22 protein-coding genes and 1 tRNA gene are annotated in these 25,753 nt (G+C 70.6%); 13 read left to right on the plus strand and 10 right to left on the minus strand.

Translation table 11 applies throughout. From position 1 onward, the window contains the following. Positions 1–2: 2 nt before the first annotated feature. The 5 genes from AB0H43_RS30210 to AB0H43_RS30230 all read left to right on the plus strand — a co-directional run bounded on the left by AB0H43_RS30210 (position 3) and on the right by AB0H43_RS30230 (position 5,319). Entirely contained in the window at positions 3–1,352 is a 1,350-nt protein-coding gene (locus AB0H43_RS30210) for an extracellular solute-binding protein (protein WP_360004871.1), read from the plus strand. Further along, positions 1,333–2,316 carry a sugar ABC transporter permease gene (locus AB0H43_RS30215; protein WP_360004873.1) on the plus strand — a complete coding sequence of 328 codons (984 nt, stop codon included), beginning with the start codon at positions 1,333–1,335 and terminating at the stop codon, positions 2,314–2,316. Before AB0H43_RS30210 ends, AB0H43_RS30215 begins: the two co-directional genes overlap by 20 nt. Then, positions 2,313–3,137 (plus strand): carbohydrate ABC transporter permease, encoded by an 825-nt coding sequence (locus AB0H43_RS30220; protein ID WP_360004875.1) that lies wholly within the window; start codon positions 2,313–2,315, stop codon positions 3,135–3,137. Before AB0H43_RS30215 ends, AB0H43_RS30220 begins: the two co-directional genes overlap by 4 nt. A 13-nt stretch (positions 3,138–3,150) precedes the next feature. Further along, a complete protein-coding gene (locus tag AB0H43_RS30225) occupies positions 3,151–3,753 on the plus strand; it encodes a hypothetical protein (RefSeq protein WP_360004877.1) in 603 nt (200 codons plus the stop codon). A gap of 171 nt (positions 3,754–3,924) precedes the next feature. Next, positions 3,925–5,319 carry a class II fumarate hydratase gene (locus AB0H43_RS30230; protein ID WP_360004878.1) on the plus strand — a complete coding sequence of 465 codons (1,395 nt, stop codon included), beginning with the start codon at positions 3,925–3,927 and terminating at the stop codon, positions 5,317–5,319. A 197-nt stretch (positions 5,320–5,516) separates the two neighbouring features. On the opposite strand, the gene AB0H43_RS30235 is transcribed toward AB0H43_RS30230, so the two are convergent. Beyond that, entirely contained in the window at positions 5,517–6,287 is a 771-nt protein-coding gene (locus AB0H43_RS30235; RefSeq protein WP_360004879.1) for an IclR family transcriptional regulator, read from the minus strand. A gap of 130 nt (positions 6,288–6,417) precedes the next feature. Between AB0H43_RS30235 and AB0H43_RS30240 the strand changes: the two genes are divergently transcribed. From AB0H43_RS30240 to AB0H43_RS30255, 4 genes are all read left to right on the plus strand, one after another. Continuing rightward, positions 6,418–7,431, plus strand: coding sequence for a 5-dehydro-4-deoxyglucarate dehydratase (locus AB0H43_RS30240; RefSeq protein ID WP_360004880.1), 1,014 nt, complete (start codon positions 6,418–6,420; stop codon positions 7,429–7,431). After that, positions 7,431–8,690: a glucarate dehydratase family protein gene (locus tag AB0H43_RS30245; RefSeq protein WP_360004881.1), complete on the plus strand. Its 1,260-nt coding sequence runs from the start codon at positions 7,431–7,433 to the stop codon at positions 8,688–8,690. Before AB0H43_RS30240 ends, AB0H43_RS30245 begins: the two co-directional genes overlap by 1 nt. A 95-nt stretch (positions 8,691–8,785) precedes the next feature. After that, the gene (locus AB0H43_RS30250; RefSeq protein WP_360004882.1) at positions 8,786–9,868 is read left to right on the plus strand and encodes a hypothetical protein; all 1,083 of its coding nucleotides are present in this window, start codon (positions 8,786–8,788) and stop codon (positions 9,866–9,868) included. After that, positions 9,865–11,157 carry an aldehyde dehydrogenase family protein gene (locus AB0H43_RS30255; protein WP_360004884.1) on the plus strand — a complete coding sequence of 431 codons (1,293 nt, stop codon included), beginning with the start codon at positions 9,865–9,867 and terminating at the stop codon, positions 11,155–11,157. Before AB0H43_RS30250 ends, AB0H43_RS30255 begins: the two co-directional genes overlap by 4 nt. Positions 11,158–11,317: 160 nt before the next feature. On the opposite strand, the gene AB0H43_RS30260 is transcribed toward AB0H43_RS30255, so the two are convergent. Together AB0H43_RS30260 and AB0H43_RS30265 are read right to left on the minus strand one after the other, a co-directional pair. Continuing rightward, on the minus strand, positions 11,318–12,295 hold the full coding sequence (locus tag AB0H43_RS30260; protein WP_360004886.1) for a Ku protein: 978 nt from the start codon (positions 12,293–12,295) through the stop codon (positions 11,318–11,320). 74 nt (positions 12,296–12,369) lie between these two features. Then, positions 12,370–12,442 (minus strand) — tRNA-Thr (locus tag AB0H43_RS30265). Positions 12,443–12,700: 258 nt separating this feature from the next. Here AB0H43_RS30265 and ugpC point away from each other — a divergent pair. Further along, positions 12,701–13,792: a sn-glycerol-3-phosphate ABC transporter ATP-binding protein UgpC gene (gene ugpC, locus AB0H43_RS30270; protein WP_360004888.1), complete on the plus strand. Its 1,092-nt coding sequence runs from the start codon at positions 12,701–12,703 to the stop codon at positions 13,790–13,792. Between the two features lie 65 nt (positions 13,793–13,857). Here the strand turns inward: ugpC and AB0H43_RS30275 are convergent, their stop codons facing one another. Continuing rightward, on the minus strand, positions 13,858–15,693 hold the full coding sequence (locus tag AB0H43_RS30275; protein WP_360004890.1) for a hypothetical protein: 1,836 nt from the start codon (positions 15,691–15,693) through the stop codon (positions 13,858–13,860). 145 nt (positions 15,694–15,838) lie between these two features. Here AB0H43_RS30275 and AB0H43_RS30280 point away from each other — a divergent pair, with 145 nt between their 5' ends. Beyond that, positions 15,839–17,656 (plus strand): NAD-binding protein, encoded by a 1,818-nt coding sequence (locus tag AB0H43_RS30280; protein WP_360004892.1) that lies wholly within the window; start codon positions 15,839–15,841, stop codon positions 17,654–17,656. Here AB0H43_RS30280 and AB0H43_RS30285 read toward each other — a convergent pair. Together AB0H43_RS30285 and AB0H43_RS30290 are read right to left on the minus strand one after the other, a co-directional pair. Continuing rightward, complete coding sequence (locus AB0H43_RS30285) at positions 17,632–18,297, minus strand: phospholipase A2 (protein ID WP_360004894.1); 666 nt, start codon at positions 18,295–18,297, stop codon at positions 17,632–17,634. The genes AB0H43_RS30280 and AB0H43_RS30285 overlap by 25 nt on opposite strands. A gap of 185 nt (positions 18,298–18,482) precedes the next feature. Next, positions 18,483–19,721, minus strand: a complete 1,239-nt coding sequence (locus AB0H43_RS30290) for a DUF4032 domain-containing protein (RefSeq protein ID WP_360004896.1) — start codon at positions 19,719–19,721, stop codon at positions 18,483–18,485. Positions 19,722–19,814: 93 nt separating this feature from the next. Between AB0H43_RS30290 and AB0H43_RS30295 the strand changes: the two genes are divergently transcribed. Further along, the gene (locus AB0H43_RS30295) at positions 19,815–21,056 is read left to right on the plus strand and encodes a serine protease (RefSeq protein WP_360004898.1); all 1,242 of its coding nucleotides are present in this window, start codon (positions 19,815–19,817) and stop codon (positions 21,054–21,056) included. Between the two features lie 9 nt (positions 21,057–21,065). Then, positions 21,066–21,764, plus strand: a complete 699-nt coding sequence (locus AB0H43_RS30300; protein ID WP_360004900.1) for a phosphatase PAP2 family protein — start codon at positions 21,066–21,068, stop codon at positions 21,762–21,764. A gap of 38 nt (positions 21,765–21,802) precedes the next feature. Here AB0H43_RS30300 and AB0H43_RS30305 read toward each other — a convergent pair whose 3' ends face one another. The 4 genes from AB0H43_RS30305 to AB0H43_RS30320 are packed head-to-tail and all read right to left on the minus strand — an operon-like array spanning position 21,803 to position 25,639. Then, complete coding sequence (locus tag AB0H43_RS30305; RefSeq protein ID WP_360004902.1) at positions 21,803–22,651, minus strand: class II fructose-bisphosphate aldolase; 849 nt, start codon at positions 22,649–22,651, stop codon at positions 21,803–21,805. Continuing rightward, positions 22,648–23,733, minus strand: coding sequence for an N-acetylglucosamine-6-phosphate deacetylase (nagA, locus tag AB0H43_RS30310; RefSeq protein ID WP_360004903.1), 1,086 nt, complete (start codon positions 23,731–23,733; stop codon positions 22,648–22,650). The genes AB0H43_RS30305 and nagA overlap by 4 nt, the downstream gene beginning before the upstream one ends. After that, a complete protein-coding gene (locus AB0H43_RS30315) occupies positions 23,730–24,728 on the minus strand; it encodes an ROK family protein (protein ID WP_360004904.1) in 999 nt (332 codons plus the stop codon). The genes nagA and AB0H43_RS30315 overlap by 4 nt, the downstream gene beginning before the upstream one ends. Beyond that, the gene (locus AB0H43_RS30320) at positions 24,725–25,639 is read right to left on the minus strand and encodes a sugar isomerase (protein WP_360004906.1); all 915 of its coding nucleotides are present in this window, start codon (positions 25,637–25,639) and stop codon (positions 24,725–24,727) included. The genes AB0H43_RS30315 and AB0H43_RS30320 overlap by 4 nt, the downstream gene beginning before the upstream one ends. Between the last annotated feature and the right edge of the window lie 114 nt (positions 25,640–25,753).

Consider the following 25,753-nt stretch of genomic DNA (forward strand, 5'->3'; position numbering starts at 1 on the left):
CCATGAAACCCACAGCACCCCTCGCGGTGGGCGCCCACTCGCCGCTGCACCACGGTAGCGCCAGTCGCCGGACCCTGTTGAGGGGCATCGCGGCGGCCGCGCTCGCCGCCCCGGCCGCGGCCGTGCTGGCCGCCTGCGGCGACGACAAGCCGTCCACCGACCCGAACGCGCCCGTCGAGCTGTCCATCTTCTGGTGGGGCGGCGACGCCCGGGCCAAGATGACCGAGCAGGCGCTGGCGCTCTACACCGCCAAGCACCCCAACGTCACCTTCAAGAAGACCTGGCAGGCCAACGCCGGGTACTACGACAAGCTCGCGACCCTGACGGCGGGCGGCAACGCGCCGGACATCTTCCAGATCGACGACGGTGCCCTGTCCGAGTACGCCGAGCGCAACCAGACGCTGGACCTCACGAAGTACGCCGACTCCGCCAAGCTCGACAAGAGCAAGATCCTCCCGGGTCTGTGGCAGGCGGGCGTCGTCGAGGGCAAGGCGGCCGGCGTGCCGATGGGGGAGAACACCCCGGGCATGATCTACGACAAGGGTCTGCTGAAGACGCTGGGCCTGCCCGAGCCGACCACCGGGATGACCTGGGACGCCCTGATCGCCTGGGCGGCGCAGGTCACCACGAAGTCCGGCGGCAAGGTCTTCGGCACCATGGACCCGTCCGCCGACTACAAGGCGCTCTGGGTCTGGCTGCGCCAGCAGGGCAAGCAGCTCTACGACGGCAAGAAGGTCGGCGCCTCGGTCGAGGACCTGACCAAGTGGTTCGACCTGTGGAAGGGTGCGCGGGACATGAAGGCCGCCCCGCCGGCCGACGTCATCCACGGCGCCAACGCGGGCGCGGTCGCCAACCAGCTCGTGGTCACGGGCAAGGCCGCCACCTCGTTCATGTGGGCCAACCAGCTCCCCGAGCTGCAGAAGGCCACCAAGAGCGAGCTGGGCGTGGTGGCGTACCCGGGTGATCCGAGCGGTCAGTGGGCGCGGGCCGCGCTGTACTTCTCGATCTACAAGGGGACCAAGCACGCCGATGTCGCCGTGGACGTGCTGAACTTCCTCGTCAACGACGTGGAGGCGGGCAAGATCCTCGGCACCGACCGTGGTCTCAACGCCAACACCGACGTGCGTACGGCGGTCGCGTCCACCCTCAAGGACTCGGCGGCCACCGCGGCCCAGTTCGAGACCGAGCTGGCCGGCAAGTTCGGCCAGCCGCCGGCCGTGCCGCCGAAGGGCCACGTCAAGGTGCGTTCGCTGCTCATCACGTACGCCGAGAACGTGCAGTACGGGAAGGCGACCTCGGCCGCGGCCGCGGACTCGTTCCTCAAGGAAGCCAATGCAGCCCTCGCTGGCTGAGCTGGGCCCCCGCACCGACGCCGGACCGCTCGCCCCCACGGGAGCGGCCCGGCGCCGCGGCAGCAGCCGCCGCGGCGAAGCGACGGCCGGCTACGTCTTCCTCTCCCCCTGGCTGCTGGGCCTCCTCGGGATCACCGCGCTGCCGATGATCTTCTCGCTCATCCTCAGCTTCACGAACTACGAGCTGCTGGACGACTGGTCGCAGGTGGAGTTCGTCGGGCTGGCGAACTACAAGCGCATGTTCACCGAGGACCCGCACTACTGGCACTCGGTCGCCGTCACCCTCCGGTACGCCCTGATCGCGGTGCCGCTGAAGCTGGCCGCCGCCCTCGGCGTCGCGCTGCTGCTGCGGCGGGACCGGAAGGGCAACGGCCTGTTCCGTGGTCTGTTCTACCTGCCGTCGCTGCTGGGTGGCAGCGTCGCGCTGGCGTTGGTGTGGCTGGCCATGTTCAGCCGGGACGGCGCGTTCAACGCCTTCCTGAGCGTCTTCGGCATCGAGGGCAAGCCGTGGGTGAACGACCCCGACTGGTCGCTGTCCACGCTGATCGTGCTGGCGGTGTGGCAGTTCGGCGCGCCGATGGTCATCTTCCTCGCCGGGCTCAAGCAGATCCCGGTCGAGTTGTACGAGGCCGCGTCGGTGGACGGCGCCAGCCGGATGCGCCAGTTCTGGCACATCACGCTGCCGATGCTGAGCCCGGTGCTGTTCTTCAACCTGGTCATGGAGGTCATCCACGGCTTCCAGGGCTTCACCGGGGCGTACGTGATCAGCGGCGGCGAGGGCGGTCCGGTGGACTCCACCCTCATGTACACGCTGTACCTCTACGTCGCGGGCTTCACGGACTTCAAGATGGCGTACGCCTCCGCGATGGCCTGGGTCTTCCTGCTGGTGATCGGCGTGATCACGGCTGGGCTCTTCGCCACCGGCCGGTACTGGGTCCACTACTCGGACGGAGGGGACAAGTGACCAAGAACATCGCCCGCATCGCCGTCCTCGTCGTCGTGGTGGCGGCGGTGCTCTACCCGCTGATCTGGATGGTCGGCAGCTCGCTGAAGTCGCCGGAGGAGATCAGCAACAACCTCTCGGTCATCCCGCGCGACTTCACCTGGTCCAACTACGACAAGGGCTGGACCAGCCTCGACATCGTGTTCGGCCGGTTCTTCCTCAACAGTGCGATCATCGCGCTGGCGACGGTGCTGGCCAACTGCGTGTCGTGCCTGCTCGCGGCGTACGCCTTCGCCCGGTTGCAGTTCCGGGGCCGGACGCTGTTCTTCACGATCATGATCGGAACGCTGCTGCTGCCCCACCACGTGCTGCTGATCCCGCAGTACCTGCTGTTCAACAACTTCGGCTGGATCAACACGCCACTGCCGCTGGTCGTGCCGAAGATGCTGGCGACCGAGGCGTTCTTCGTCTTCCTCATGGTGCAGTTCATGCGGGGCATCCCGCGTGAGCTCGACGAGGCGGCGAAGATCGACGGCGCCGACCCGTACCGGATCTTCCGGCACGTGATCTTCCCGCTGGCCCGGCCGGCGCTGGTCACGACGGCGATCTTCTCGTTCATCTGGACCTGGAACGACTTCCTGCCCCAGCTGATCTACCTCAACGACCTGTCGCACTACACCGTCCCGGTGGCCCTGCGGCTGTTCGTCGACTCCAGCGGGCAGAGTTCGATCGGGCCGATGTTCGCGATGTCGGTGCTCTCACTGTTGCCGGTGTTCCTCTTCTTCCTCGCGTTCCAGCGGCTCCTGGTCGAAGGCATCAACACGGCCGGCCTCAAGGGATGACGGGAAGTTGGCGATGAAACGCTCCGGACTGCGCCCCGCCTGGCAGGACACCGTGTCCGACGCCGCCGATCTGGCCCTGCTCGGGATCGTCGCGTTCGTGGCGTCACTGCCGATCGTCACGGCGGGCGCCGCGGTGTCCGCCGCCAGCCGGGCGGTCCACGACCGCCATGCGCTGGGGAGTCTGCCCTCTTGGCGTACAAGTCTGGGGCGCTTCGTCCGGGGACTGGTGCCGGGCCTCGGCGCCACGGTCGTGACCCTCGCGGTGGTCGCGCTCATCGTGATCGATGTGCGCGGCCTCGCGCGGGGCGTCGTGCCCGGGGGTGGCCCGGCCCTCGCGCTCACCGTCACGGTGATCGCGTTGATCATCGGGTACGCCGGACTGACAGTGGTCGCGGTGGGCACGGGATCCGGCTGGCGGGCCGCCGTACGCGCGGCCGGCGCGCTGGCCTGGCAGCGGCCGGGCGCCCTGGTCGCCGCCGGCGGCATCGGAGTGGTCGCGGTGCTGCTGGCGGTCGCGATCCCCGTGACGCTGCCGCTGGTCTTCGCCGGCTGGCTGCACGCCCTCCACGCCGTGTCCGCGCTGCTCGCCGCTCGCTCGCGCGCCTCCGCTCGCTAGCTTGCCCCGCTCCGCTCGGTCTCCAAGGCCCTCGTCCGGTCGATCATGAGCTGACCTCGTGATCGACCGGCGTGTCGTGTCCCAGGCACCCTGATCGACTCCCTCAGCGGGTGATCAACTGGGCCCGGCGAAGGCCGCGCGGGGAGCCGCAGCGCGCGCCAGAATGGGGGAATGACGAAGTACCGGGTGGAACACGACACCATGGGCGAGGTCCAGGTCCCCGAGGACGCGCTGTGGGGCGCGCAGACGCAGCGAGCGGTGGAGAACTTCCCGATCTCGGGGCAGCCGCTGCCGAGCGAGTTGATCCACGCGCTGGCGGAGATCAAGGCGGCCGCGGCGAGCGCGAACGGTGCTCTCGGCGTCGTCGACGACGCCATGGCCAAGGCGATCGGGGCCGCGGCCTCGGCGGTCGCGGCCGGTTCGCATGACGCGCACTTTCCGATCGACGTGTTCCAGACCGGGTCGGGCACTTCCACCAACATGAACGTCAACGAGGTCGTCGCACGGCTCGCGAGCGCTGATCTCGGCCGTCCGGTGCACGCCAACGACCACGTCAACGCCTCGCAGTCCAGCAACGACGTCTTTCCGTCGGGCGTACAGCTCGCGGCGTTGCGGGGCGTCGCGACCGATCTGGTCCCCGCGCTGGATCAGCTCGCGTCCGCGTTGGAGGCGAAGTCCGCGGAGTTCGCGGCGATCGTCAAGGCCGGGCGTACGCACCTCATGGACGCGACGCCGGTGACGCTCGGCCAGGAGTTCGGCGGGTACGCCTTCCAACTGCGCCGCGCGATCGAACGGCTGGAGGCGACCGCGCCCCGGCTCGGTGAACTGCCGTTGGGCGGGAGCGCCGTGGGGACGGGCGTCAACGTTCCGGACGGGTTCGCCGCACACGTGACCGAGGTGCTGGCCGCGTTGACCGGGTTGCCCATCCGGGAGGCGGCCAACCACTTCGCCGCCCAGGGAGCGGCCGACGCCCTCGTCGAGGTCTCGGCGCAACTGCGTGGTGCGGCCGTCAGCCTCTACAAGATCGCGAACGACATCCGCTGGATGGGCTCCGGGCCGCGGGCCGGCCTGCGAGAGCTGGGCATCCCAGACCTCCAGCCGGGTTCCTCGATCATGCCGGGCAAGGTGAACCCGGTCCTCGCCGAAGCCGCGCGACAGGTGTGCGCCCAGGTCATCGGCAATGACGCCGCTGTCGCCTTCGCCGGTACGCAGGCCGAGTTCGAGCTGATCGTCATGCTGCCGGTGATGGCCCGCAACATCCTGGAGTCCATCCGGCTGCTCGCCAATGTCTCCCGGGTCTTCGCCGACCGCTGCGTCGCCGGACTCGTCGCGCACGAGGAGATCTGCCGGGCGTACGCCGAAGGGTCGCCGTCGATCGTGACTCCGCTCAACCGCGTCCTGGGGTATGAGGAGGCCGCCTCCATCGCGAAGGAGGCGCTGGCCACCGGACGGTCGATCCGCGAGGTCGTCGTAGCCCGGGGACACGTCTCGACGGGCAAGATCAGTGCGGACGACCTCGATCGGCTGCTCGACGTGCTCGCGATGACCGGAGTGCGTCCCGTCTGACCTGCTGCCTCCCTCTCGCCGTTCACCCCGCGCGTCCCGTCTGACCTGCGGCCGGGGTCGGGATCGCCCCGGAGTCGATCAAGGTCGCCGGGGAGTGATCAGGGCGCGGCGGACACGACTCGCCGGTCGATCACGACCGTTAGTTCATGATCGCGCGCAAAGGCCGGGGGAAAGCGGGGGAGGGAGAGAAGGCAGGGCTAGCGGATGCCGTGGCGGCGGAGGAGGGTGGCCAGGCCGGTGGTGGCGCGGGTGACCGCGTCGGAGACCCGGGCGACTTCGGCGTCGGTGGCCAACGGGGCCGGCATCGAGCAGCTGATCGCGTCGGTCGCCGGGATCCGATAGTCCACAGTGGCCGCCACGCAGGCGACTCCGACCGTGCCCTGCTCTCGTTCGATCGCCCAGCCGCGGTTGCGTACGCCGTCGAGTTCCTCGTGCAGTTCGGCGCGCGAGGTGATGGTCTGCTCGGTGAAGCGCTCCAGTTCCGGCGGCAGGATCTTGTCGATCTCGTCCGTGGTGAGCTGGGCGAGCAACGCCTGGCCGAGCGCGGTGAGGTGGGCGGGCAGTTTCCGGCCGACCCGGGAGACCACGTGCTTGCTTTCCCGCGCGTCGCGGCTCGCGAGGTAGAGCACGCTGCCGTCGTCGCGGCGGGCGTAGTGGACGGTGTAGCCGACCTCCGCCCGCAGGTCTTCGAGTGCCGCGTGCGCGAACGGCAGAGCCGGATCGCGATCGAGGTATGCCGTCCCCGACAGCAACGCGTGCGGCCCGACGCCGAAGGCGCTGCCGGACTCGTCGGCCTCGACCCACTTCAATTCGCGCAGGGTCCGGATGAGTGCGTGCAGGCTGGAGCGCGGGTAGCCCATCCGCTCCTGGAGCTGGGACAACGTGAGCTTGGTCGGCGACGCGGCCAGCGTCTCGAGGATGTGGACAGTGCGCTCGGCCGACTTCACCGGGGAGAGTTCCGTACCCATGGTCACCAACCAGCTCGAAGGTATTGACCGTCACTGTACCGGAGGCTAACTTGTCGTTGCGTCACCGCCACATTTCAAGAAGACGTCCACATATGTGGACACGCGCTCGAAGAACACCGAGAGGGGCACCGTGCGACTCCAGGGTCTGCTCTCCTTCCCGCTCACCCCGTTCACCGCCGACGGCGGCGAGGTCGCGCTGGACGTCTTCGCCGAGCACGTCGAGGCCCAGGTCGCGGCCGGCCCCAGCGGTCTGTTCGTGGCCTGCGGGACGGGCGAGTTCACCGCGTTGAGCCTGGCCGAATACAGCGAGATCGTGGCGACCGCGGTGCGCGTGTCGGGTCGCCGGGTGCCGGTCTTCGCCGGGGCGGGCGGCGGTCCGCAGCTCGCCCGCCAGTTCGCCACCATCGCCGCCGATCAAGGCGCGGACGGCTTGCTGCTGCTCCCGCCGTACCTGGTCGCCGCCCCACCCCGCGGGCTGGTCGAGCACGTGCGCCTGGTGAGTCAGGCGACCGATCTACCGATCGCGGTCTACCAACGGGCCAACGCCGTCCTCGACCCGGCCTCGGCGGTCGCCCTGCTCGACATCCCGACCGTGGCCGGGATCAAAGACGGGCGCGGCGACGTGGACGCCATGCTGCGCCTGGTCACCGCGGTACGCACCAGCGGCCATCCCCGCGCGGCCGAGTTCGGCTTCCTGAACGGGCTGCCCACCGCGGAGCTGAGCGTCCGGGCGTACCGGGCGATCGGGGTCGACAGCTACTCCTCGGCCGTGCTGTGCTTCGCCCCGGAGATCGCGACCCGGTTCTGGCGAGCCGTCGAGGCCGACGACGAGGAGGCGATGAACGCCTTGCTGGCGACGTTCTATCTGCCGCTGGTCGCCTTGCGGGACAAGGTCCCCGGATATGCAGTCGCCCTGGTCAAGGCGGGCGCGAAACTCCGGGGGCTCGACGTCGGCCCGGTCCGGCCGCCGCTGGTGGATCCGACGCCCGAGCATCTCGACGAACTCGCCGCCCTCCTGGCCGCCGGCCTCGACACCGTGAAAGCCCTCGACGCCGCGAGCAACCTCAACCCCGCGAGCAACCTCGACCCCGCGAGCAGACCCGACCCCGCGATAGATCTCGGCACAGGGAAGGGGCCGGCGTGATGCGGATCAGGGAAGTACGGATCACCCCGATCGCGTTCCCCGACCCGCCGCTGCTCAACGCGGCCGGCGTCCATCAGCCGTGGGCGCTGCGGACGATCGTGGAGGTCGACTGCGGTGACGGCCTGGTCGGGCTGGGCGAGACCTACGGCGACGCCCCGCACCTGACCTTGATGCGGGCGGTCGCGCCGCAGCTGGTGGGGGAGGATCCTTTCGCGACCACCAAGATCCAGCGCAAGCTTCAGGCGCTGCTGGGGGAGAAGGACGCCCCGGACCTGCACGGGCTGACGGGCCGGTCGAGTCCGGAGAAGACGGTCTCCCGCGTGTTCTCGCCGATCGAGGTCGCCTGCCTGGACCTGCAGGGTCAGGCGACGGGTCGGCCGGTGCACGACCTGTTGGGCGGAGCCGTCCGTGACGCGGTGCCCTTCTCCGCCTACCTGTTCTACAAGTACGCCGCGCACCCCGGTCAGGACGCGGACCCCTTCGGCGAGGCGTTGACGCCGGAGCAGATCGTGGCGCAGGCCGGCCGCATGATCGAGCAGTACGGGTTTCGCTCGATCAAGCTCAAGGGCGGTGTCTTCCCGCCTGACGAGGAATTACAAGCGATCCGTGCGCTGAACGAAGCGTTCCCGGGCCATCCACTGCGGATAGACCCGAACGCGGTGTGGAGTGTGGAGACTTCGCAGCGGATCGCCGCCGAGGCGGACGGGCTGCTGGAGTACCTGGAGGATCCGACGCCCGGCCGGGCCGGGATGGCCGAGGTCGCGAAGACGGCGACCATGCCGTTGGCGACCAACATGTGCGTCGTCGCCTTCGACCACCTGCCCGAGGCGATCGACCTCGGCAGCGTCCAGGTGATCCTCTCCGACCACCATTACTGGGGCGGCCTGCGGCAGTCGGCCCGGCTCGCCGGGATCTGCCAGACCTGGGGGCTCGGGCTGTCCATGCACTCCAACAGCCACCTCGGGATCAGCCTGGCGGCGATGACCCATCTCGGTGCCGCCGTGCCCGAACTCTCGTACGCCGCCGACACGCATACGCCCTGGCAGTTGGGGGTGGACGTGGTGGAGAAGCCGCTGCGTTTCATCGATGGGGCGGTCGCTGTGCCGACCACGCCCGGCCTCGGCGTCATCCTCGATCGGGACGCGCTCGCCCGGATGCACGAGGACTACCTCCACTGTGGGGTCACCGAACGCGACGACACCACATATATGCAGCAGACGTTCCGGCCCGGGTTCCGGAACGAAAGTCCACGATGGTGACTACCAGAGTTGAGCCAAGCTCGCGTAGCGAGGATCGCAGTGGATCACCGAAAGCCGGCATGGTGAGGCTGAGCGGGCACGCGTACCCCTGGGATGTGAACGGAGATCCCGCCTTCGCGGACCGGGTGCGCGACCACGGCCTGGAGTGGGTGACGCTGGCCGCGGCCTATCACTCCACGCGGGCCGCGACCCCGCTGCACCCCGGGCATCAGCTGGTGGACGCGCATTCCGCCGCGCTGTATCGGCCGGTGCGGGACGTCTGGCGGGGACTCGAACCCGTCGGCGCGAGCTGGCTGCCGGAGACCGATCCGTTCGGCCAGGCGACCGAAAGCCTGCGCCGCAAGGGATTGCGGGTGAGCGCCTGGATCGTGCTCACGCACAACACCCGGCTGGGTCGCGAGCATCCCGAGGTCGCGGTGGTGAACTGCTTCGGCGAGCGGTATCCCTACGCGCTGTGCCCGGCTCAGGAGGCGGTTCGCGATTATGCGGCGACGCTGGCGGCCGAGGCGGTGCACGACGTCGAGGTCGACGGCGTCTCGCTCGAGGCCTGCGGCCAGCTCGGCCTGGTCCATCTCAGCCATCACGAGAAGACCGACGACGCCTGGACTCCGCTCGCCCAGCGACTGCTGTCGATCTGTTGCTGCGCCGCCTGCCGGACCGCCTGGTCCGCGCGAGGTCTCGACCCGATTGAGGTGGTCGCGGGTCTGCGGGCCGCGGTCCGGTCCGGCGACGACCTCCCGCCCGAAACGTCCGCGCTGGTCCTGGCCGCGCGGCACCAGGCGGCTGATCAGTTGCGCGCGGCCGTTCTCCAGCTTGTACGCGAAAAGCAGCCGACGGCCGAGGTGACCCTCCACGGGCACCCCGACCCGTGGGCGACCGGGGCCTCGCCCGGGCTCACGCCGACGGCGGCGGCCGACGTGGCGGCCGTGCTCGTGCCGTGCTGGCCGGTCGCCCCCGGAAGTTACGACCTCGTCGAGCGCGCCGCCGCGTTCGGTAGTGTGGACGCGTACCTGACGGTCCTCCCGCCGGCAGGTGCCGACGCCGTCGTCGCGCACGGGCAACGCCTGGTCGCGGCCGGGGCACAGCGGATCAGCCTGTATCACCTGGGGCTGGCCGCGGCCTGGCGGCAACCACTGTTCACGCAGCTCGTCGCTGCCCTCTCGGGAGGTCGTCCGTGAGCCTCGTCTTTCACGTCCCGTCCACCTCGCCCGGTACGCCCGCCCAGCGCCGGGAACTCCTGTATGCCCTCGCCACCGCTCTCGAAGCGGCGCGCGACGAGGTCGTCAAGGTCGCCGGGGAGGAGACCGGGCTGACCGAGGCCCGGCTCAATGGCGAACTCGACCGGACCTCCGGTCAGCTGCGCCTGCTCGGCGACTATGTGGCCGACGGGCGGCACCAGTCCAGCCGGGTCTCGCCCGGAGCCGGCCCCGGGGGCGCCGACATCCGGCAGATCGTCGTGCCGGTCGGCCCGGTGGCCGTCTTTGCCGCCTCCAACTTCCCGCTGGCTTTCGGCGTACTGGGCGGTGACACCGGCTCTGCCCTCGCGGCGGGCTGCCCCGTGCTCGTCAAGGCGCATCCGGCGCAGCCGCGTACGTCGGAGCTGCTCGCCTCGATCGCCGCGCCGATCCTCGGTGGCGCCTTCGGGATCGTCCACGGCGGCGCCGACGTCTCGCTCGCGGTCGTACGCCATCCGGAGATCAAGGCCGTGGGCTTCACCGGCTCGCTCGCGGGCGGCCGCGCCCTCATGGACGCCGCCGCCGCCCGACCCGACCCCATTCCCGTGTACGCCGAAATGGGCTCGATCAACCCGGTCTTCGTCCTGCCCGGGGCGGCTTCCGACCTGGATCGGGCGGCCACGCTGGCCGCCGCGGTGACCGGATCGTCAGGTCAGCTGTGCACCAAGCCCGGCCTGGTCGTGCTGCCGTCGTCGGCGACCAAGTTCGCCACGGCGCTGGCGGAGGCGGTCGCCGAGACCCCGGTGCACCGGATGCTGACCGAAGGGATGGCGGCCGCCCACGCGGACTGGATCGGCACCCTGCGTACGTCGGGGCACGCGGTCTCCCTCGGCTCGGCCTCGCCCGCCGCCGTCGCGACCATCGTCGACGCTGCCGCACTGGGGGAGTCGCTCCTCTCGGAGCATTTCGGGCCGTCTGTCGTGATCGTGCTCGCCGACGACTTCACCGCGCTGGCCGCGACGCTCGAAGGACAGCTCACCGCGACCATCCACGCCTCGTTGCCGGAAGACGCCGAAGACGCCCGCGAACTGCTGCCGGTGCTCGTGCAGAAAGCAGGCCGGGTCGTGTGGAACGGCGTACCCACCGGGGTGGCGGTCGTGGACGCGATGCTGCACGGCGGACCCTGGCCCGCGACCTCGGCGGCCTGGTCGACGTCGGTCGGCACCGCGGCCGTCGAGCGCTTCCAGCGCCCGGTGGCGCTCCAAGGCGTCCCCACCGACCTCCTCCCCTAACCGCACCCTCCCCCTTCCCGCGCGTTCTCCCGCCCTCTCTATCCCCGTTGATCATGGAGTTAACTGAGGTATCGGCGGCGTGTCGAGGGGGCAAACTCCATGATCAACGGCGCACGGCGACGGTCCGGTGCGGCGGGCGGGGTAAGGGCGGTGGGACGGGTCAGGCCGCCTTCTTCCGGGTGGTCTTCTTCGCGGGAGCGTCCTTCTTCGCCGCCGACTTGGTGGCTGATTTGGCGGCGGTCTTCTTCGAGGCCGCCGCCTTCGAGGTGGCCGCCTTCTTCGCGGGCGCCTTCTTGGCGGTCGACTTGGACGCCGGAGCGGCCTTCTTAGCGGCGGCCGGTGCCTTCTTCGCCGGTCGCCGGCCGCCTTCGCGTGCGGCTTCGACGGAGGCGGTGAGGACGGCGAGGAGGTCGGCGGACTTCGTCGGCTTCTCGGCCGGCACCTCGAGCGTCTCGCCGTTCAGCTTCGCCTCGACCAGCGCTTGGACCGCCTCGCGGTACTCGTCTGTGTGCTCGGTCGGATCGAAGTCACCTGCCATGGATTCGACGAGGGCCAGCGCCATCTGCCGCTCCTGCGGCCGGATCTTGGCGTCCTTGCCTTCGAGGTCGAAGTCCGGCTCGCGTACCTCGTCGGGCCAGAGCATCATGCTCAGCACGATCACGTCGTCGCGTACGCGGAGAGCCGCCAGATGCTCCTTCTGGCGCAGCGCGATCTTCGCGATCCCCACCCGATCAGCCCGGCCGAGCGCCTCCTTGATCAGCAGGTATGGCTTGAGCGCGGCGGCGCCGTCCGGGGCCACGTAGTACGCCTTGTCGAACAGGATGGGGTCGACCTGCTCGGACGGCACGAATTCGAGGACGTTGACGGTCTTGGCCGTCGGCACCGGCACCTCGTCGAGGTCTTCGTCGGTCAGGATCACCATTTCGCCGTCCAGCTCGATGCCCTTGCCGATCTCGGCGTACGGGACCTCCTCGCCGTCGGCCGAGCAGATCCGCTTCATCTGGATCCGGCCGCCGTCGGCGGCGTGGACCTGGTGGAAGCGGAGGTTCTTCTCCTCGGTGGCGGTGTAGAGCTTCACCGGTACGCCGACCAGGCCGAGCGAGATCGACCCCTTCCAGATCGCGCGCATGGTCGCCATGACCCCAGCCTGGCATGCCGAATTTTCCGGCAAGAGGGATTTGTCGGATCTGGTGCGGAGAGGGAGGATGGAAGAGCCGCCTGCGGGACTCGAACCCGCAACCTTCCGATTACAAGTCGGGTGCGCTACCAATTGCGCCAAGGCGGCGATGCCGGACATCGTACCCGGCCGCTGGACGGCGACTGCCGCACGGTCGTCGCGAGCAATCGGACTGCTCCGCGCGAATCGGACACCGTATGCCCGGGCGAGTCCCGCGATGGGTCGCACCAGGTGTCCAGCAGATGATCGTGGACTTGGCAGGCGGCCGGAATACGGTTACCTTGGCTGCCAGACCGGGTGTTGTATGCCCGGGCCTTTTACTCGGATCGTCCGGCACGTTCCTGCCGGTGAAAGGAAGCACCCCTTATGGCTACGGTCTCCTACCGTAAGGCCTCCCGGGTCTACCCGGGCAGCCAGAAGCCCGCTGTCGACGGGCTCGACCTCGAGATCGCCGACGGCGAGTTCCTCGTCCTCGTCGGCCCGTCCGGCTGTGGCAAGTCCACCAGCCTCCGGATGCTGGCCGGTCTGGAAGACGTCGACTCCGGCGCGATCTACATCGACGACCGCGAGGTCACCAACCTCCCGCCGAAGGCCCGCGACATCGCGATGGTCTTCCAGAACTACGCCCTCTACCCGCACATGACGGTGTACGAGAACATGGCGTTCGCGCTCAAGCTGCGCAAGACCCCGAAGTCGGAGATCGACGTCCGGGTCAAGAAGGCCGCGCAGATGCTGCAGCTGGAGGACTACCTCAACCGCAAGCCGAAGGCGCTGTCCGGTGGTCAGCGGCAGCGTGTCGCGATGGGCCGCGCCATCGTCCGGGAGCCGCAGGTCTTCCTCATGGACGAGCCGCTGTCGAACCTCGACGCCAAGCTGCGTGTGCAGACGCGTTCGCAGATCGCCGGCCTCCAGAAGGAACTCGGCATCACCACGGTCTACGTCACGCACGACCAGATCGAGGCCATGACCATGGGCCACCGGGTCGCGGTCATGCTCGACGGTGTGCTCCAGCAGGTCGCCAGCCCGCGTGAGCTGTACGACCGGCCGTCCAACGTCTTCGTCGCGGGCTTCATCGGCTCGCCGGCGATGAACATCAAGAAGGTCCAGCTCACGGACGCCGGCGCGGTCTTCGCGTCGCTGATCCTGCCGCTGACCCGCGAGCAGGTCGAGGCGGCGCGGGCCGAGGGCGGCGACGGCCAGGTCATCGTCGGCTTCCGTCCCGAGGACTGCGACCTCGTCGGCGCCAGCGAGGGCGGCATGCCCATCGAGGTCGAGCTGGTCGAGGACCTGGGCGCCGAGGCGAACGTCTACGGCCACGCCCAGATCAACGGCGGTCTCGAGCGGTTCGTCGTGAAGACCGACCGGCGCAGCATGCCGGACATGGGCCAGACGGTCTACGTCAAGCCGCGCGTCGGCCAGCACCACGTCTTCAACGCCGCCACCGAGCAGCGGATCTGACGTATAGCAAGCAGTGAACAGAACGGCCCCGGCGCTCGCGCCGGGGCCGTTCTCCTGTTCGACGGTCAGTCGAGCGGCAGCAGGTTCGCCACCGTGCCGACCAACGGCAGGCTGCGCAGCACACCCGAGGCGACCGGCAGCGAGCCGACGATGGGCAGGTCGCTCACGACCGGCAGCTGCGACAGCGTACGCCCGAGGGACAGGCCGGGCAGCGCGCCGACGACCGGCAGACCCGACTCGCCGCGCGACGGGAAGTCCACGTCCTCACCGGCGACCGGGCGGTCGGTCTCGGTGTGCCGGGCCGCGTGCGCCTGCGGAGCCGCCAGGCGGGTGACCGCCGTCGGGGCGGCCGACACGGGCCGGGCCGTGGTCATGCCCGGTGCCGGGAGGGCGCTCAACGGCTCCGCCTGCGTACCACCGAGGAGACCGCCGGTGACCCCGCCCAGCGGGTTGCCGCCGAGCGCGCCCAGGGCGTCGCCGCCGGTGACGCCACCCAGGCTGCCCGTGAGCCCACCCAGGATGCCGCCGGAGTCGCCGCCGGTGAGCCCGCCGAGGACGCCGTCGGCGCCCCCGCCGAGCAGGTCGCCGACCATCGGCACGCTGCCGACGACCGGGAGGCCGGCGGAGCGGCCGTCGCTGAGCAGGCCGCGGCTCATCAGCTGGTTGACCACCGGGACGCTGTCGACGCTGGGCAGGCCCTGACCGTTGAGGACGGTGCCGACGACCGGCAGCTTCTGGGCCAGGTTTCCGACCACGATGAGCTTGCCGAGCCCTGAGTCGCCGAGGATCGGGCCGACCACCGGCAGGCCGTCCACGACCGGGATGCTCTCCGGAGCGACCATTTTGACGTCGACGTTCGGGTTGTCGGCGAAGAACAGCGACGGGTCGAGCCCGCCGAGGTCGTCGCCGAGCAGGGCGTCGTCGCCGACCGCCGAGTCGTCGCCGAGGTCCCAGTCCAGGTCGAACGGGCTGGGCGCCTGGCTGCCGTCCGGGCCGAGGTTGGCCGCGGCCTGCGCGATCATCATCGGCACGAGATCCTGGCCGGCCTGGGTGAGCTGGTCGGCGATGGCCGGGTCGAGGTCGGCCGGCTTGCCGGTCGAGGTCTGCACGGCCGGGTCGTCGCCGAACTGGGCCGCGTCGAACTGCGACGGGTCGAACTGGGCCGGGTCGAACTGCGACGGGTCGAACTGCGACGGGTCGAACTGCGACGGGTCGGACTGGTCGGGGCCGGCTACCGGGGCCTGCCGGGCCGCCTGCGCGGTGTCGCCGCCGGTCAGCCCGCCGAGCAGGTTGCCGCCGGCGAGCCCGCCGAGGATGCCGCCCGAGTCGCCACCGCCGGTGAGGCCCCCGAGCAGGTTGCCGCCCGGTGCGGCGTCGCCGCCGGTCAGGCCGCTGGTGAGGCCGCCCCGGGTGAGCCCGTTGACGACGTTCAGCGGACCGCCGGAGCCGGTGAGACCACCGAGGATCCCGCCGGCGCCGCCGCTACCGGTGAGGCCGTCGGTCAGGTTCGACAGCCCCGGCAGCCCTTCGGTGCGCTCGGGGAGCATCGCCACGGCCGGGACCGAGTGGGCCAGGTCGGGCAGACGGCCGCCGAGGAAGATGTCCTGACGCTGCGGAAGGTGTGCGGTGACACCCGTACGCCCGTCGTTCGCCCGCAGTTGCAGCGGCGTGTTCGCGTCCAGGCCGGCGTCGACGCCGTTGCCCGGCAGATCCACGGAGACTCCGAGGTCCGACAGGCCGTTGGTCGGCGAGAAGATGTTGTTCAGGAGTCCGCGCAGGGCCTGGGGGTCGGTCACGGGCGCTGCCGTGGCCTCGTGGGCGTGCGCAGCGGCGCCGCCGAGCAACCAGATACCGCTCGCGACGCCGACGGTGCCGACGGCGCGGAAGAGCCACTTGTTCATGTCCATCCATTCGTTGCTGACCGGTGCACCGAAGCACGTCCGTGTGCAGTCGTCCGACAAAATCAACGACCAAGTCGGGCAAATCGTTCTGCACGGGCACGTAACACCCGACGGAGGCTTGTGCCGCAACCCCTACGATGCGGGCGTGGCCCCCTCAGCCTCCCTGCCCCCGTTCAGCCGGGGCGTACCGAAAATGCTGGCCGCGTTGCGGCCGTCCGCCCGCGCCGGTGACGCCGACACCTTCGTGGTGTGCGGTGCGAACGCGTTGACCTATCGGCTCGTCGAGGAGCTGGTCCAGCGGTACGGCGCCCAGGTCACCGTGGTGATGACCCCGGCGCAGAAGCGCACCGGCCGGGACTTCTCCGATCTCGCCGGCGTACGCGTGGTGACCGCTGACCGTCTCGACGACCGGGCCTTCATCAGCGCCGGGATTCGGGAGGCGGCCGGGTTGGCCTTGACCGAACAGGACGACGTCGGCAATATCCACGCCGCCATGCGGGCCGAGGAGATCAACGGCCGGCTGCGGATCGTGATCCGGATGTTCAACCTGAGCCTGGGCCTGCGCGTACGCCAGTTGTTCCGGGACTGCGCGATCATCTCGGACTCCGCCATCGCCGCCCCGGCCTTCGTCCAGGCGGCGTTGGGCGACGGCGCGCCCACCTACTTCCGCCTCTCCGGCCGTACGCTCTACGCCGCGTCCCGGGCGGACGTCGCCCCGAACGACGTGATCTGCGACCTGTCGCGGACCGGCCCGGACGGTGCACCCGACGTGCTGCCCGACATCGACGTGCCCGGTCCCACGGATGTCGTGCTCGCCGTGGCGCACGGGGAACGGCAGACCAACGGGCACGGGCGCGGGAGGCCGAAGCGGAAGACCCGGCCGTGGAGCGTCGGCCCACTCGTCCGCAACCTGCGGCAGTCGGTCAGCCGGTCGCTGCGCATCGCCTTGGCGGTGACCTTCGGCGTGCTGCTGGCCGGTGGGGTGAGCTTGGCGGTCAGCAGCGACGAGGGCGTCTGGGTCGGGATCTACAAGACCCTGCTCACAGCGTTCTCCGGAGCCGACGCCAGCGACAGCACCGCGGTGCAGATCAGCCAGCTCGTCGTCACGGTCGCCGGGATGGCCCTCGTGCCGCTGCTCACCGCGACGGTGGTCGAAGGCCTGGTCAACACGCGGCTCGCGGTCTCCTCGGGACGCCTGCTGACGCCTCGCGAGAACCACGTCGTGGTGGTCGGGCTGGGCAACGTGGGCACGCGGGTGATCCGGTCGCTGCACGATCTGGGCGTATCCGTCGTCGCCATCGACAAGAACCCGGATGCGCGGGGTGTCGCGCTCGCCCGTGAGCTGGACATTCCGCTGATCATCGGCGACGCCAGCCGGGAGGAGACGCTGCGGACCGCCTCGGTCACGACCTGCTCCGCGCTGGTCATCGTCTCCACCGACGACGTCGTCAACCTGGAGGCGGCGCTCGGTGGCCGTGCGCTGCGACCCGGACTCAAGATCGTGGTGCGGCTGTTCGACACCGACTTCGCCGAGCGCCTGCAACGCACCTTCAGCATCGGCACTTCCCGCAGCGTGTCCGCGCTCGCCGCGCCGGCCTTCGCGGCCTCGCTGCTCGAACGAGAGGTGCTCGCGACCATTCCGATCGGCCGCCGAGTCCTGCTCGTCGCCGAGCTGCCGATCGCGCCTCGGTCCCGGTTGGACGGCCGCACCATCGGCGAGATCGGCTCGGACGGCGAGGCCCGCGTGATCGCTCTCAACGCGGCGCCGGGGAGGCTCTCGGCCGAGCCGCCAGGAGTGCAGTCAGCCGAGCCCCGCCCGATCTGGTCACCGTCGGCGGCACGCCGGCTGGAACCGCTCGACCGGCTCACGGTCATCGCCACCCGGGCCGGGCTCAGCCGGTTGTTGCGGCTCGCGGCGGGGCCGGAAGACCCGATCGGTCACGCGGTCGCGGTGGCTCGCTGATAGATCAAGATCTTGCGGGTACGCCGCCAGACGCGACGGACGCGGCGACGGGCGGGGAAGGTGATCAACAGGAGGCCCAGCAGCACCAGTCCGGCCGTACGCACGAGGCCGGCGGTGTCGACCGGCGGTCCCGACATCTGCCGCCACGAGTTGAAGCCGACTCCGGCGGCGAAGACGTCGACGGTCGCCTGGCAGCCGGCGTACTCCGAACCGGTAGTGGTCTGTTCACACTGCGTACGCAGATCGGCGACGAGCCGGGAGTCGATCGCCGTACGCGCTTCCACCCCGAGCGGCTCGCCCCGGCGCTCGGCGTACCGGAGCAGGTCGTAGCCGAAGTCGTGGGCCTTGCAGGCGGTGGCGAAGGCGAACGGACGGCCCTGCCCGGGGACCGAGCAGGAGCCGTTCGGGTTGATCGTGCGTACCTCGCCGTCGGCGAGCGTGGCGGTGACGGGGGTGTAGCCCATGACTGCGGCGAAGCCGTCGGGCACCGCGGCCCGCCCGGTACGCACCAACGCGGTGACGGCGGCGCTCGCCGCCGGGTCGCTCCTCCCGGTCGAGGCGGGGGCGGGAGCGACGATGAGGATCGTGCTGAGCACAGCACCGAGGGCGGCGGCGAGCCAGAGCTTGCGTCGTCGCGTCACGAGGGTTCCTCGCCATCGTCGGTGGGGGGAACCCCCGGGGTCGGTCCGCTGCGTTCGGCCGGCGGATGGGGACCGCCGAGGGGATGAACGCGCAGGCCAGGCTACCGACCGGGGTCGCGGAACCCGGGGAGGCTGTGACATCTGTCACCGGTCGTGTCGCCCGGCCGGGGTCCGCCGGACCGGCCTTACAACTCAGGCGAAACGGTCTCCTCGGCGGGCTCGTCGTCGTCGGCGTCGTAGCCGAGGATGGCCTGCTCGTCCGGTCGGTGGACCAGCACGTCGTTGAGGAACGACTGGACGGCCGGGGCCAGGCCGACGTCGCGGCCCGCCTTCTCGGACAGATGGAACCGGTGCTCGATGATCTGGACGAACAACTCCGGCGGCTCCAGCTTGCGCCGCAGCGCGGGTGGGACCGCGCGGACGACGGGCTCGAAGACCTCGGTGAGCCAGCGGTGCGCCGCCTGTGACTCGTCGGCGAGGTCCGACTCGGCCCGGTACGCGTCCAGGTCGTTGAGCAGCCGCCGGGCCTGGTTCTCCTCGGCGTCCAGGCCGGTCAGGCGCAGCAGACGGCGAGTGTGGTGACCGGCGTCGACGACCTTGGGCCGGATGTGCACCTGGCTGTCCACAACCGACATCGAGACCTCCTCGACGTCGAAGCCCATCTCGTTGAGCCGGCGGATGCGCCGCTCCATGTTCCGCCGGGTGTCCTTCTCGACCTTCTCCTCGTGGGTCAGCTCGTGCCACAGGGTCTCGTAGCGCCGGACGACCTCGTCGGAGACCTGCTCGGGGTCGATCGCCTCGTGAAGGAGCCCGGCAGCCTGCAGGTCCAGCGACTCGCCGAAGATGTTCGTCCGGGCGATCTCGAGGTCCTCGTCGCGCTGGCCGTTGGACAACCGCAGGTGCAGCGCACCGGTCTCCGCGTCGACCAGGTACGCCGCGAACGCGCCCGCGTCCCGGCGGAACAGCGTGTTCGACAGCGAGCAGTCGCCCCAGAAGAAGCCCAGCAGGTGCAGCCGGACCAGCAGCGCCGCCAGCGCGTCGAGCAGCCGGTTCATCGTCTCCGGCCGCAGCGTGTGCGAGAAGACCGCCCGGTAGGGCAGGGAGAACTGGAGATGCCGGGTCACCAGGACCGGCTCCAGATGCTCGCCGTCGGCGGCCACCCGGTCGGCCACGATCGCGACCGCCTCCACCGCCGGGGCGCCCAGCCGTTCGAGCGCGCGGAGCAGGTCGTACTCCCGCTCGGCGATCCGTTCGCGGGTCTCCTTGGCGGCGTACACGGTGCCGTCGAGCCGGACGAACCGCACGACGTGCCGGGAGATGCCCTGGGGCAGCGCCACGAGGTGGTCCGCCGGCCAGTCCTCGAGCGGCGTGGGCCAGGGCAGCTCGAGGAGGGCCGGGTCGACAAGGGCCGAGGTGATCCGCACCCGACCATCCTCCTGGATCGGCGCACGCGTCGCGAGTAGATCGTGGCTCGTTGCACATCCCGTGAAGCCGGCCACCCCTGCAGGAGGCGATGAATGCGACGTACCCTGGCTCTCGCTCTAGGCCTGGCGGCCGTGCTGGCGGCGGGCACCGCGACCGCCGCGCACGTGCTGCGCCCGGACGACCAGCCCCAGCAGCAGATCTGGTCCGTGGGGGCCGAGGAGACCGGCAAGGTCGAGGCCGCGCGGACCATTCTCGGCTATGTGGGTACGCGGAAGGACGCGACCTTCCGCTATCCCGGCGCCGACTACGTGAAGGTCCACTTCACCCGGTTGGCGTTGCTGCCCGGCGACTACCTGACCGTCTCCCGGCCGGACGGCGGCGAAGTCCAGCGGTACGACGGAAGGCTGCTCGAGGGAGTGACCGACACGGTCAGCTCGCTCGTGGACGGGTCCGGCGGCAAGTGGGCGATGTCGATCACTGGCGACACCGCGGTCGTCCGTCTGCACCTGGCCGACGACGTCCTCGGACTCCGGGGAGACCTGGCGCGGCTGGGTGTGACCGTCGACAAGGTCGCCCGGGGCATGACCGCCACCGAGCGGGCCGCGAAGAAGAAGGCCGACGACGATCGCAAGCGGGAGCTGGCGCGGAACGGGCGGGAGGAGAGCGTCTGCGGCGGCGACGACAAGGCCGACGCGGTCTGCTACAAGACCACCGACCCGGTCATGTACCAGCGCTCCAAGGCGGTCGCCCGGCTCTTGATCAAGGGCACCGAGCTGTGCACCGCGTGGCGGGTCGGCCCGGACAACCGGATGATCACCAACCATCACTGCTTCACCACCGACGCCGAGGCGGCCGACACGGAAGTGTGGTTCAACTACGCCTGCGCCCGGTGCGGCGGGTACGAGGTGTTCAAGCCGACCAAGGTGTGGGCCGCGCACGTGCTGGCCACCGACAAGCGCCTGGACTACACCCTGTTCACCGTCGACGACTTCGCCGCCGTGCAGCAGTACGGCTATCTGCAGTTCGACGTGCGCGCCCCGGCCAAGGGCGAGCAGGTCTACATCCCGCAGAACCCGGCCGGTGAGCCGACCGCGATCGCCGCGTCCAGCGACTCCGACCGGCCGGGCAACTGCCAGATCGTCGACCCGGCGTACGACGGGTACGACACGGACACCGACGCGTCGTACTACTGCGACACCGAGGGCGGCTCGTCCGGCTCGCCGGTGATCTCCCGGGCCACGAACAAGGTGATCGCACTGCACCACTTCGGCGGCTGCCCCAACTCGGGCGTACGCATCGACGAGATCTATCAGGCGATCGGACGCCTCCTGTAGTTTGGGCGGATGATCTCCCCCCGGTGGCGTTCCTGGTGGTGGGACGGCCTGCTGCTGGCAGCGCTGGCCCTGACCACCTGGCTGGCCGCCACCGGGGTCACCGATGATCTCGACCTGGCGATCCGGGCGTGGTGCATGGATCACGACCCGACCTGGGCGCGGGGCGTCGGCATCGTCCTGAACCACTTCGGCCAGGGCTGGGTGCTGACCGACGTGCTGACCGGTGGACTCACGCTCATCGCGCTCGTGCGTACGCGCAAATGGCAGGTGGTGCTGCCGGGAGTGGCGGCCTACCTGCTGGCGGGCTTCGGGGCGGGTCCGCTGAAGATCTGGTCGGAACGAGACGCGCCGAGTTCGACGCTGTATCCGCCGGAAATCGCCGTCCAGTTCTTCAACGATCTCGCCGACTACGCCCGGTCCTACCCGTCCGGGCACATCGTGAACACCTTCGTGTGGTGGCCGGCCATTCTGACGCTGCTGGCGATCGTGCTCGGCCGTCCGGTGCCCACCGGCGTACGCCGCTTCCTGCTGATCGCCCCGCCGATCATCGTCTTCGTGACGACGATCTTCGTGTCGTACCACTGGCTCACCGACGACATCGCGGCCGTTTTCCTGGGCCTCTTCCTCGCCCGCCTCTATGCCCGCATCCCTTGGCGCCGCCTAGGCCTTGCCGTTCCCACCGGATCAGGGATCCCCGTCGAATCTTGAGCCAAGATTCGACCCAGATCCCTGATCCAGCGCGAAAGCTAGCCCAGGAGGGTGAGGAAGGCGGCGACGGTATCGGCCATCGCGGCCCGCGCCGGCTTCAGGTACTTCCGGGGGTCGACCAGTTTGGCGTCCCCGTCGAGGATCGGCCGGACCGCTCCGGTGAAGGCGATGTTCAACGCCGTGCCGATGTTGATCTTCACGAGGCCGCCCGTGACCGCCCGGCGTAGCTCGTCGTCGCCGACGCCGGACGAGCCGTGCAGCACCAGCGGCACGTCGACGGCCGTCCGCAAGGAAGCGATCAGGTCGTGGTCGAGGGCGGCGTCCCGGCTGGTCATCGCGTGCGAGGAGCCGACGGCGACGGCGAGCCCGTCCACCCCGGTGGCCGCCACGTATGCGGTCGCGTCCGCCGGAGAAGTCCGCGCCCCCGGCGCGTGCGCCGACAGTGGGGCCTCACCGTTCTTGCCGCCGACCTTGCCCAGCTCCGACTCCACCCACAGCCCGTGCGCGTGGCCGAACTCGGCGGCCGACCGCGTCGCGGCCACATTGTCCGCATAGGACAACGCCGAGGCGTCGAACATCACGCTGCTGAAGCCGTGCTGCGGAGCCTGTTTGAGCAGCTCGACCGACTCGACGTGATCGAGATGCAGCGCGCACGGCACGGCCGCGTCCCGGGCGACCGCCAGGGTCGCGGCGGCGATCGGGCCGACCCGGCCGTGGTGGAACTTCACGGCGTTCTCGCTGATCTGCAGGATCACCGGCCGTCTGGCGGCCTCCGCTCCCGAGACGATCGCCTCGGCGTGCTCCAGGGTGATCACGTTGAACGCGGCGACCCCGGTGCCGCTCGCCGCAGCCCCGGCCACCAGCTCAGCCGTGCTCGTGACACTCATGCGGTCACCACCGAGGTCACCTCGAAGGACGGCGACAGCGTGACGACGTCGGCGCGCTTGCCGACCTCCAGCGAACCGCGGTCGCCGTCGAGACCGAGGACGGCCGCCGGGGTCGTGCTCGTCGCGCGTACCACATCGGAGATCGAAAGACCGGCTCCGACGGCCTGGCGGAAGGCCGCGTCCATGGTGAGCGTGGACCCGGCGATGGACCCGTCGCGCGCGAGCCGGGCGACCCGGCCGGCCACGACGACCGCCTGGCCGCCCAGTTCGTACTCGCCGTCGGGCATGCCCGCGGCGGTCATCGCGTCGGTGACCAGCAGCGTCCGATCCGGACCCGCCGTACGCGCAGCGAACGCGAGCGTCCCGTCGTGCAGGTGGAAACCGTCGGCGACCAGTTCCACCGCGATCTGGGCCGAGCCCAGCAGGGCCAGGATCGGTCCGGGTTCCCGGTGGTGGATGGGGCGCATGCCGTTGAAGAGGTGGGTGGCGACGGTGGCGCCGGCGGCGATCCCCTCGAGCGACTGCTCGTAGGAGGCGTCGGTGTGCCCGAGAGCGGCCACGACCCCCTCCGCGACCAGCAGGCGGATGGCGTCGAGCGCACCCGTCCGCTCCGGTGCGATCGTCATCATCCGGACCGCGCCCTCGCCGAGCTTGATCAGCTCGATGATCTCCGCAGGAGACGGATCCCGCAGGTACGCCGGATTCTGCGCACCGCAGCGCAGCTCGGCCAGGTAGGGCCCCTCGAAATGGATCCCGCCGAGCACACCTTCCTCGACGAGCGGCCGGTACGCCACGGTCGCGTCCCGCATCAGCTCGAACGGGCTGCTGACCAGGCTGGCGAGCAGGGTTGTCGTGCCGTGCCCCCGGTGGAAGGCGGCCACCTTCCGGGCGGCGTCGGCGTCACCGGTCGTGAACGTGTGCCCCCCGCCCCCGTGAGTGTGGATGTCGACGAAACCCGGGACGATCCACTGCTCGGTGTCCGCCTTGCCAGGCGTGATGGCGGCGATGCGGCCGTCCTCGACGCTCAGCGAGCCGGTGACGACGCCGGACGGGGTGACGATCTTGCCGCTCAACCGGGTCACAGCTCGGCCTCCAGGGGGGTCAGCACCGCGGGGTCGGTGGGGTGGTCGAACTCGGCGACCGTCAGCGCGAGCAGGGCCGCGCCGAGGCAGCCCGCCTCGTCGCCGAGGCGCGCCCGGACGATCTCGGGTTCGGTGAAGAACGCGATGCGGTCCCGCAACGCCTGCCGGAGCGGGCCGAGCAGCTGCTCACCGGCTTCGGCCAGGCCGCCGCCGATGATGACGAGCGACGGGTCGTACAGGGCCTGCGCGGTGAGCAGCGCGTCGGCGAGTGCGTCGACCGTCTCGGCCCACACCTCGGCTGCGACGGGATCCCCGGCGGCCGCCTGCGAAGCGACCTCGCGGGCCGACGCCGTCACACCGACGCGTTCGGAGTAGCGCCGCCCGACCGCCGACGCGGAGGCCATGGCTTCCAGACAGCCCCGCTGGCCGCATCCGCAGACCGGGCCGCCCGGCCGGACGATGATGTGCCCGATCTCGCCCGCGCCCCAGTGGCCGCCCGCCAGCACCTTGCCGCCGACGATGTGCGCGGCGGCGATCCCGGTGCCGATGGGGATGAAGAGCACCTGGTCGTAACCGGCGCCGGCGCCCAGCGTCGCCTCGGCCAGCCCACCCGTACGCACGTCGTGCCCGACGCGTACGGGCAGCCCGACGCGGGCGGTCGCGAGGTCGCGCAGCGGCACGTTGCGCATGCCGCCGGTGTTCGCGGCGTACCGGATGACGCCGTCGGCCTCGTCGACGACGCCCGGGATGCAGATGCCCACGGCCACCGGGACGAGGTCGTCCGCGACCGCCTTGGCGGCCAGGCCTTCGACCACGCTCAGGATCGTCTCGACGACCGCCTCCGCGCCCCGGTCGGCCCCGGTCGCGTGCCGTTCCGAGTGCACGACCTGATGGTCCGGGGTGACCAGGGCGCACTTGATGCCGGTGCCGCCCACGTCGACGGCGATGACGACCTGCGCGTCGGCCGGGGATCCGGCGGGGAAGTTCTCGCTCACGGTTCCAGGATCACCGATCGGGTGAGGTTCCGGGGAGTGTCGGGGTCCAGTCCCTTGTGCCGGGCGAGCGCCACGGCGAAACGCTGGGCCAGGATCAGGTCCGCCATGGGATCCCGGCTGACCGCACTCCCGGCGGCTCGGCCGGGGCCTCCCCGGTCGGCGTGCACGAAGGTCGCGCCGGTTCGGGCGACGTCGGCTTCGAGACCGACCGGGACCTCGCCGAACGCCCAGACGGCCCGGCCCGGCGCGGAGATCGAGATCGGGCCGTGCCGGAAGTCCATCGCCGGGTACGCCTCGGTCCAGAACGCGGCGGCCTCCCGGCACTTCAGGGCGGCCTCCTGGGCCAGGCCGACGGTCCAGCCGCGGCCGACGAAGGTCACCTGCTCGGTGGCGGCCGGGTCCAGCGGCAGCTCGGCGGTCACCGTGTGCTCGGCGTCGGCGATCGCGGCGCTGAGATCGGCGCCGAGATGAGCGCGGAACAGCGCGAGAGCGCTGGTCGCGAACCTCGTCTGCACCACCGACTTCTCGTCCGCCCAAGGGAGCAGGACCGTCTCGTCCGCCGCCGTCACGGCGGGCGAGTCCGGGTCGCCGACGATCGCCGTCGTCGGCACCGACGTCGCCGCGATGAGGTCGAGGATCTCCGTCGTCGTCCCAGATCGGGTGATCGCCACGATCCGGTCGTACGGGCGGCTCAACGGGAACTCCGAACCGGCGAAGGCGTCCGTCTCGCCCAGTCCGGCGGCCTCCCGGAGTCCGGCGTACGCCATCGCCATGAACCACGAGGTGCCGCAGCCCACGACGGCGACCCGCTCACCCGGGCGGGGCAGCACATCGGCCGCCTCCCCGGCGAGGTCGGCCGCTCGCCGCCAGGACGACGGCTGGCTGGCGATCTCCTCATCGACGTACGCCATGAACCCACCTTTGCTCAAATTGGCTCGATAGAGCGAAGTTTCGAGCGACATTGTGCGCGAGACGGCGAACCGGCCGCAAGCCGCGCCGGACTTCGCGCAGGTCCGCGCTTTGCA

The organism is Hamadaea sp. NPDC050747, assembly GCF_040654195.1.
In the GTDB taxonomy this organism is placed as follows: domain Bacteria; phylum Actinomycetota; class Actinomycetes; order Mycobacteriales; family Micromonosporaceae; genus Hamadaea.

Excerpts from the sequence above, each read along its gene's own strand:
- AB0H43_RS30235 (WP_360004879.1), bottom strand. The coding sequence starts at position 6,287 with ATGGGTACGGAACTCTCCCCGGTGAAGTCGGCCGAGCGCACTGTCCAC.
- AB0H43_RS30225 (WP_360004877.1), top strand. The coding sequence starts at position 3,151 with ATGAAACGCTCCGGACTGCGCCCCGCCTGGCAGGACACCGTGTCCGAC.
- AB0H43_RS30300 (WP_360004900.1), top strand. The coding sequence starts at position 21,066 with ATGATCTCCCCCCGGTGGCGTTCCTGGTGGTGGGACGGCCTGCTGCTG.
- AB0H43_RS30320 (WP_360004906.1), bottom strand. The coding sequence starts at position 25,639 with ATGGCGTACGTCGATGAGGAGATCGCCAGCCAGCCGTCGTCCTGGCGG.
- AB0H43_RS30215 (WP_360004873.1), top strand. The coding sequence starts at position 1,333 with ATGCAGCCCTCGCTGGCTGAGCTGGGCCCCCGCACCGACGCCGGACCG.
- AB0H43_RS30230 (WP_360004878.1), top strand. The coding sequence starts at position 3,925 with ATGACGAAGTACCGGGTGGAACACGACACCATGGGCGAGGTCCAGGTC.
- AB0H43_RS30295 (WP_360004898.1), top strand. The coding sequence starts at position 19,815 with ATGCGACGTACCCTGGCTCTCGCTCTAGGCCTGGCGGCCGTGCTGGCG.
- AB0H43_RS30275 (WP_360004890.1), bottom strand. The coding sequence starts at position 15,693 with ATGAACAAGTGGCTCTTCCGCGCCGTCGGCACCGTCGGCGTCGCGAGC.
- AB0H43_RS30260 (WP_360004886.1), bottom strand. The coding sequence starts at position 12,295 with ATGGCGACCATGCGCGCGATCTGGAAGGGGTCGATCTCGCTCGGCCTG.
- AB0H43_RS30305 (WP_360004902.1), bottom strand. The coding sequence starts at position 22,651 with ATGAGTGTCACGAGCACGGCTGAGCTGGTGGCCGGGGCTGCGGCGAGC.
- ugpC (WP_360004888.1), top strand. The coding sequence starts at position 12,701 with ATGGCTACGGTCTCCTACCGTAAGGCCTCCCGGGTCTACCCGGGCAGC.
- AB0H43_RS30210 (WP_360004871.1), top strand. The coding sequence starts at position 3 with ATGAAACCCACAGCACCCCTCGCGGTGGGCGCCCACTCGCCGCTGCAC.
- AB0H43_RS30245 (WP_360004881.1), top strand. The coding sequence starts at position 7,431 with ATGCGGATCAGGGAAGTACGGATCACCCCGATCGCGTTCCCCGACCCG.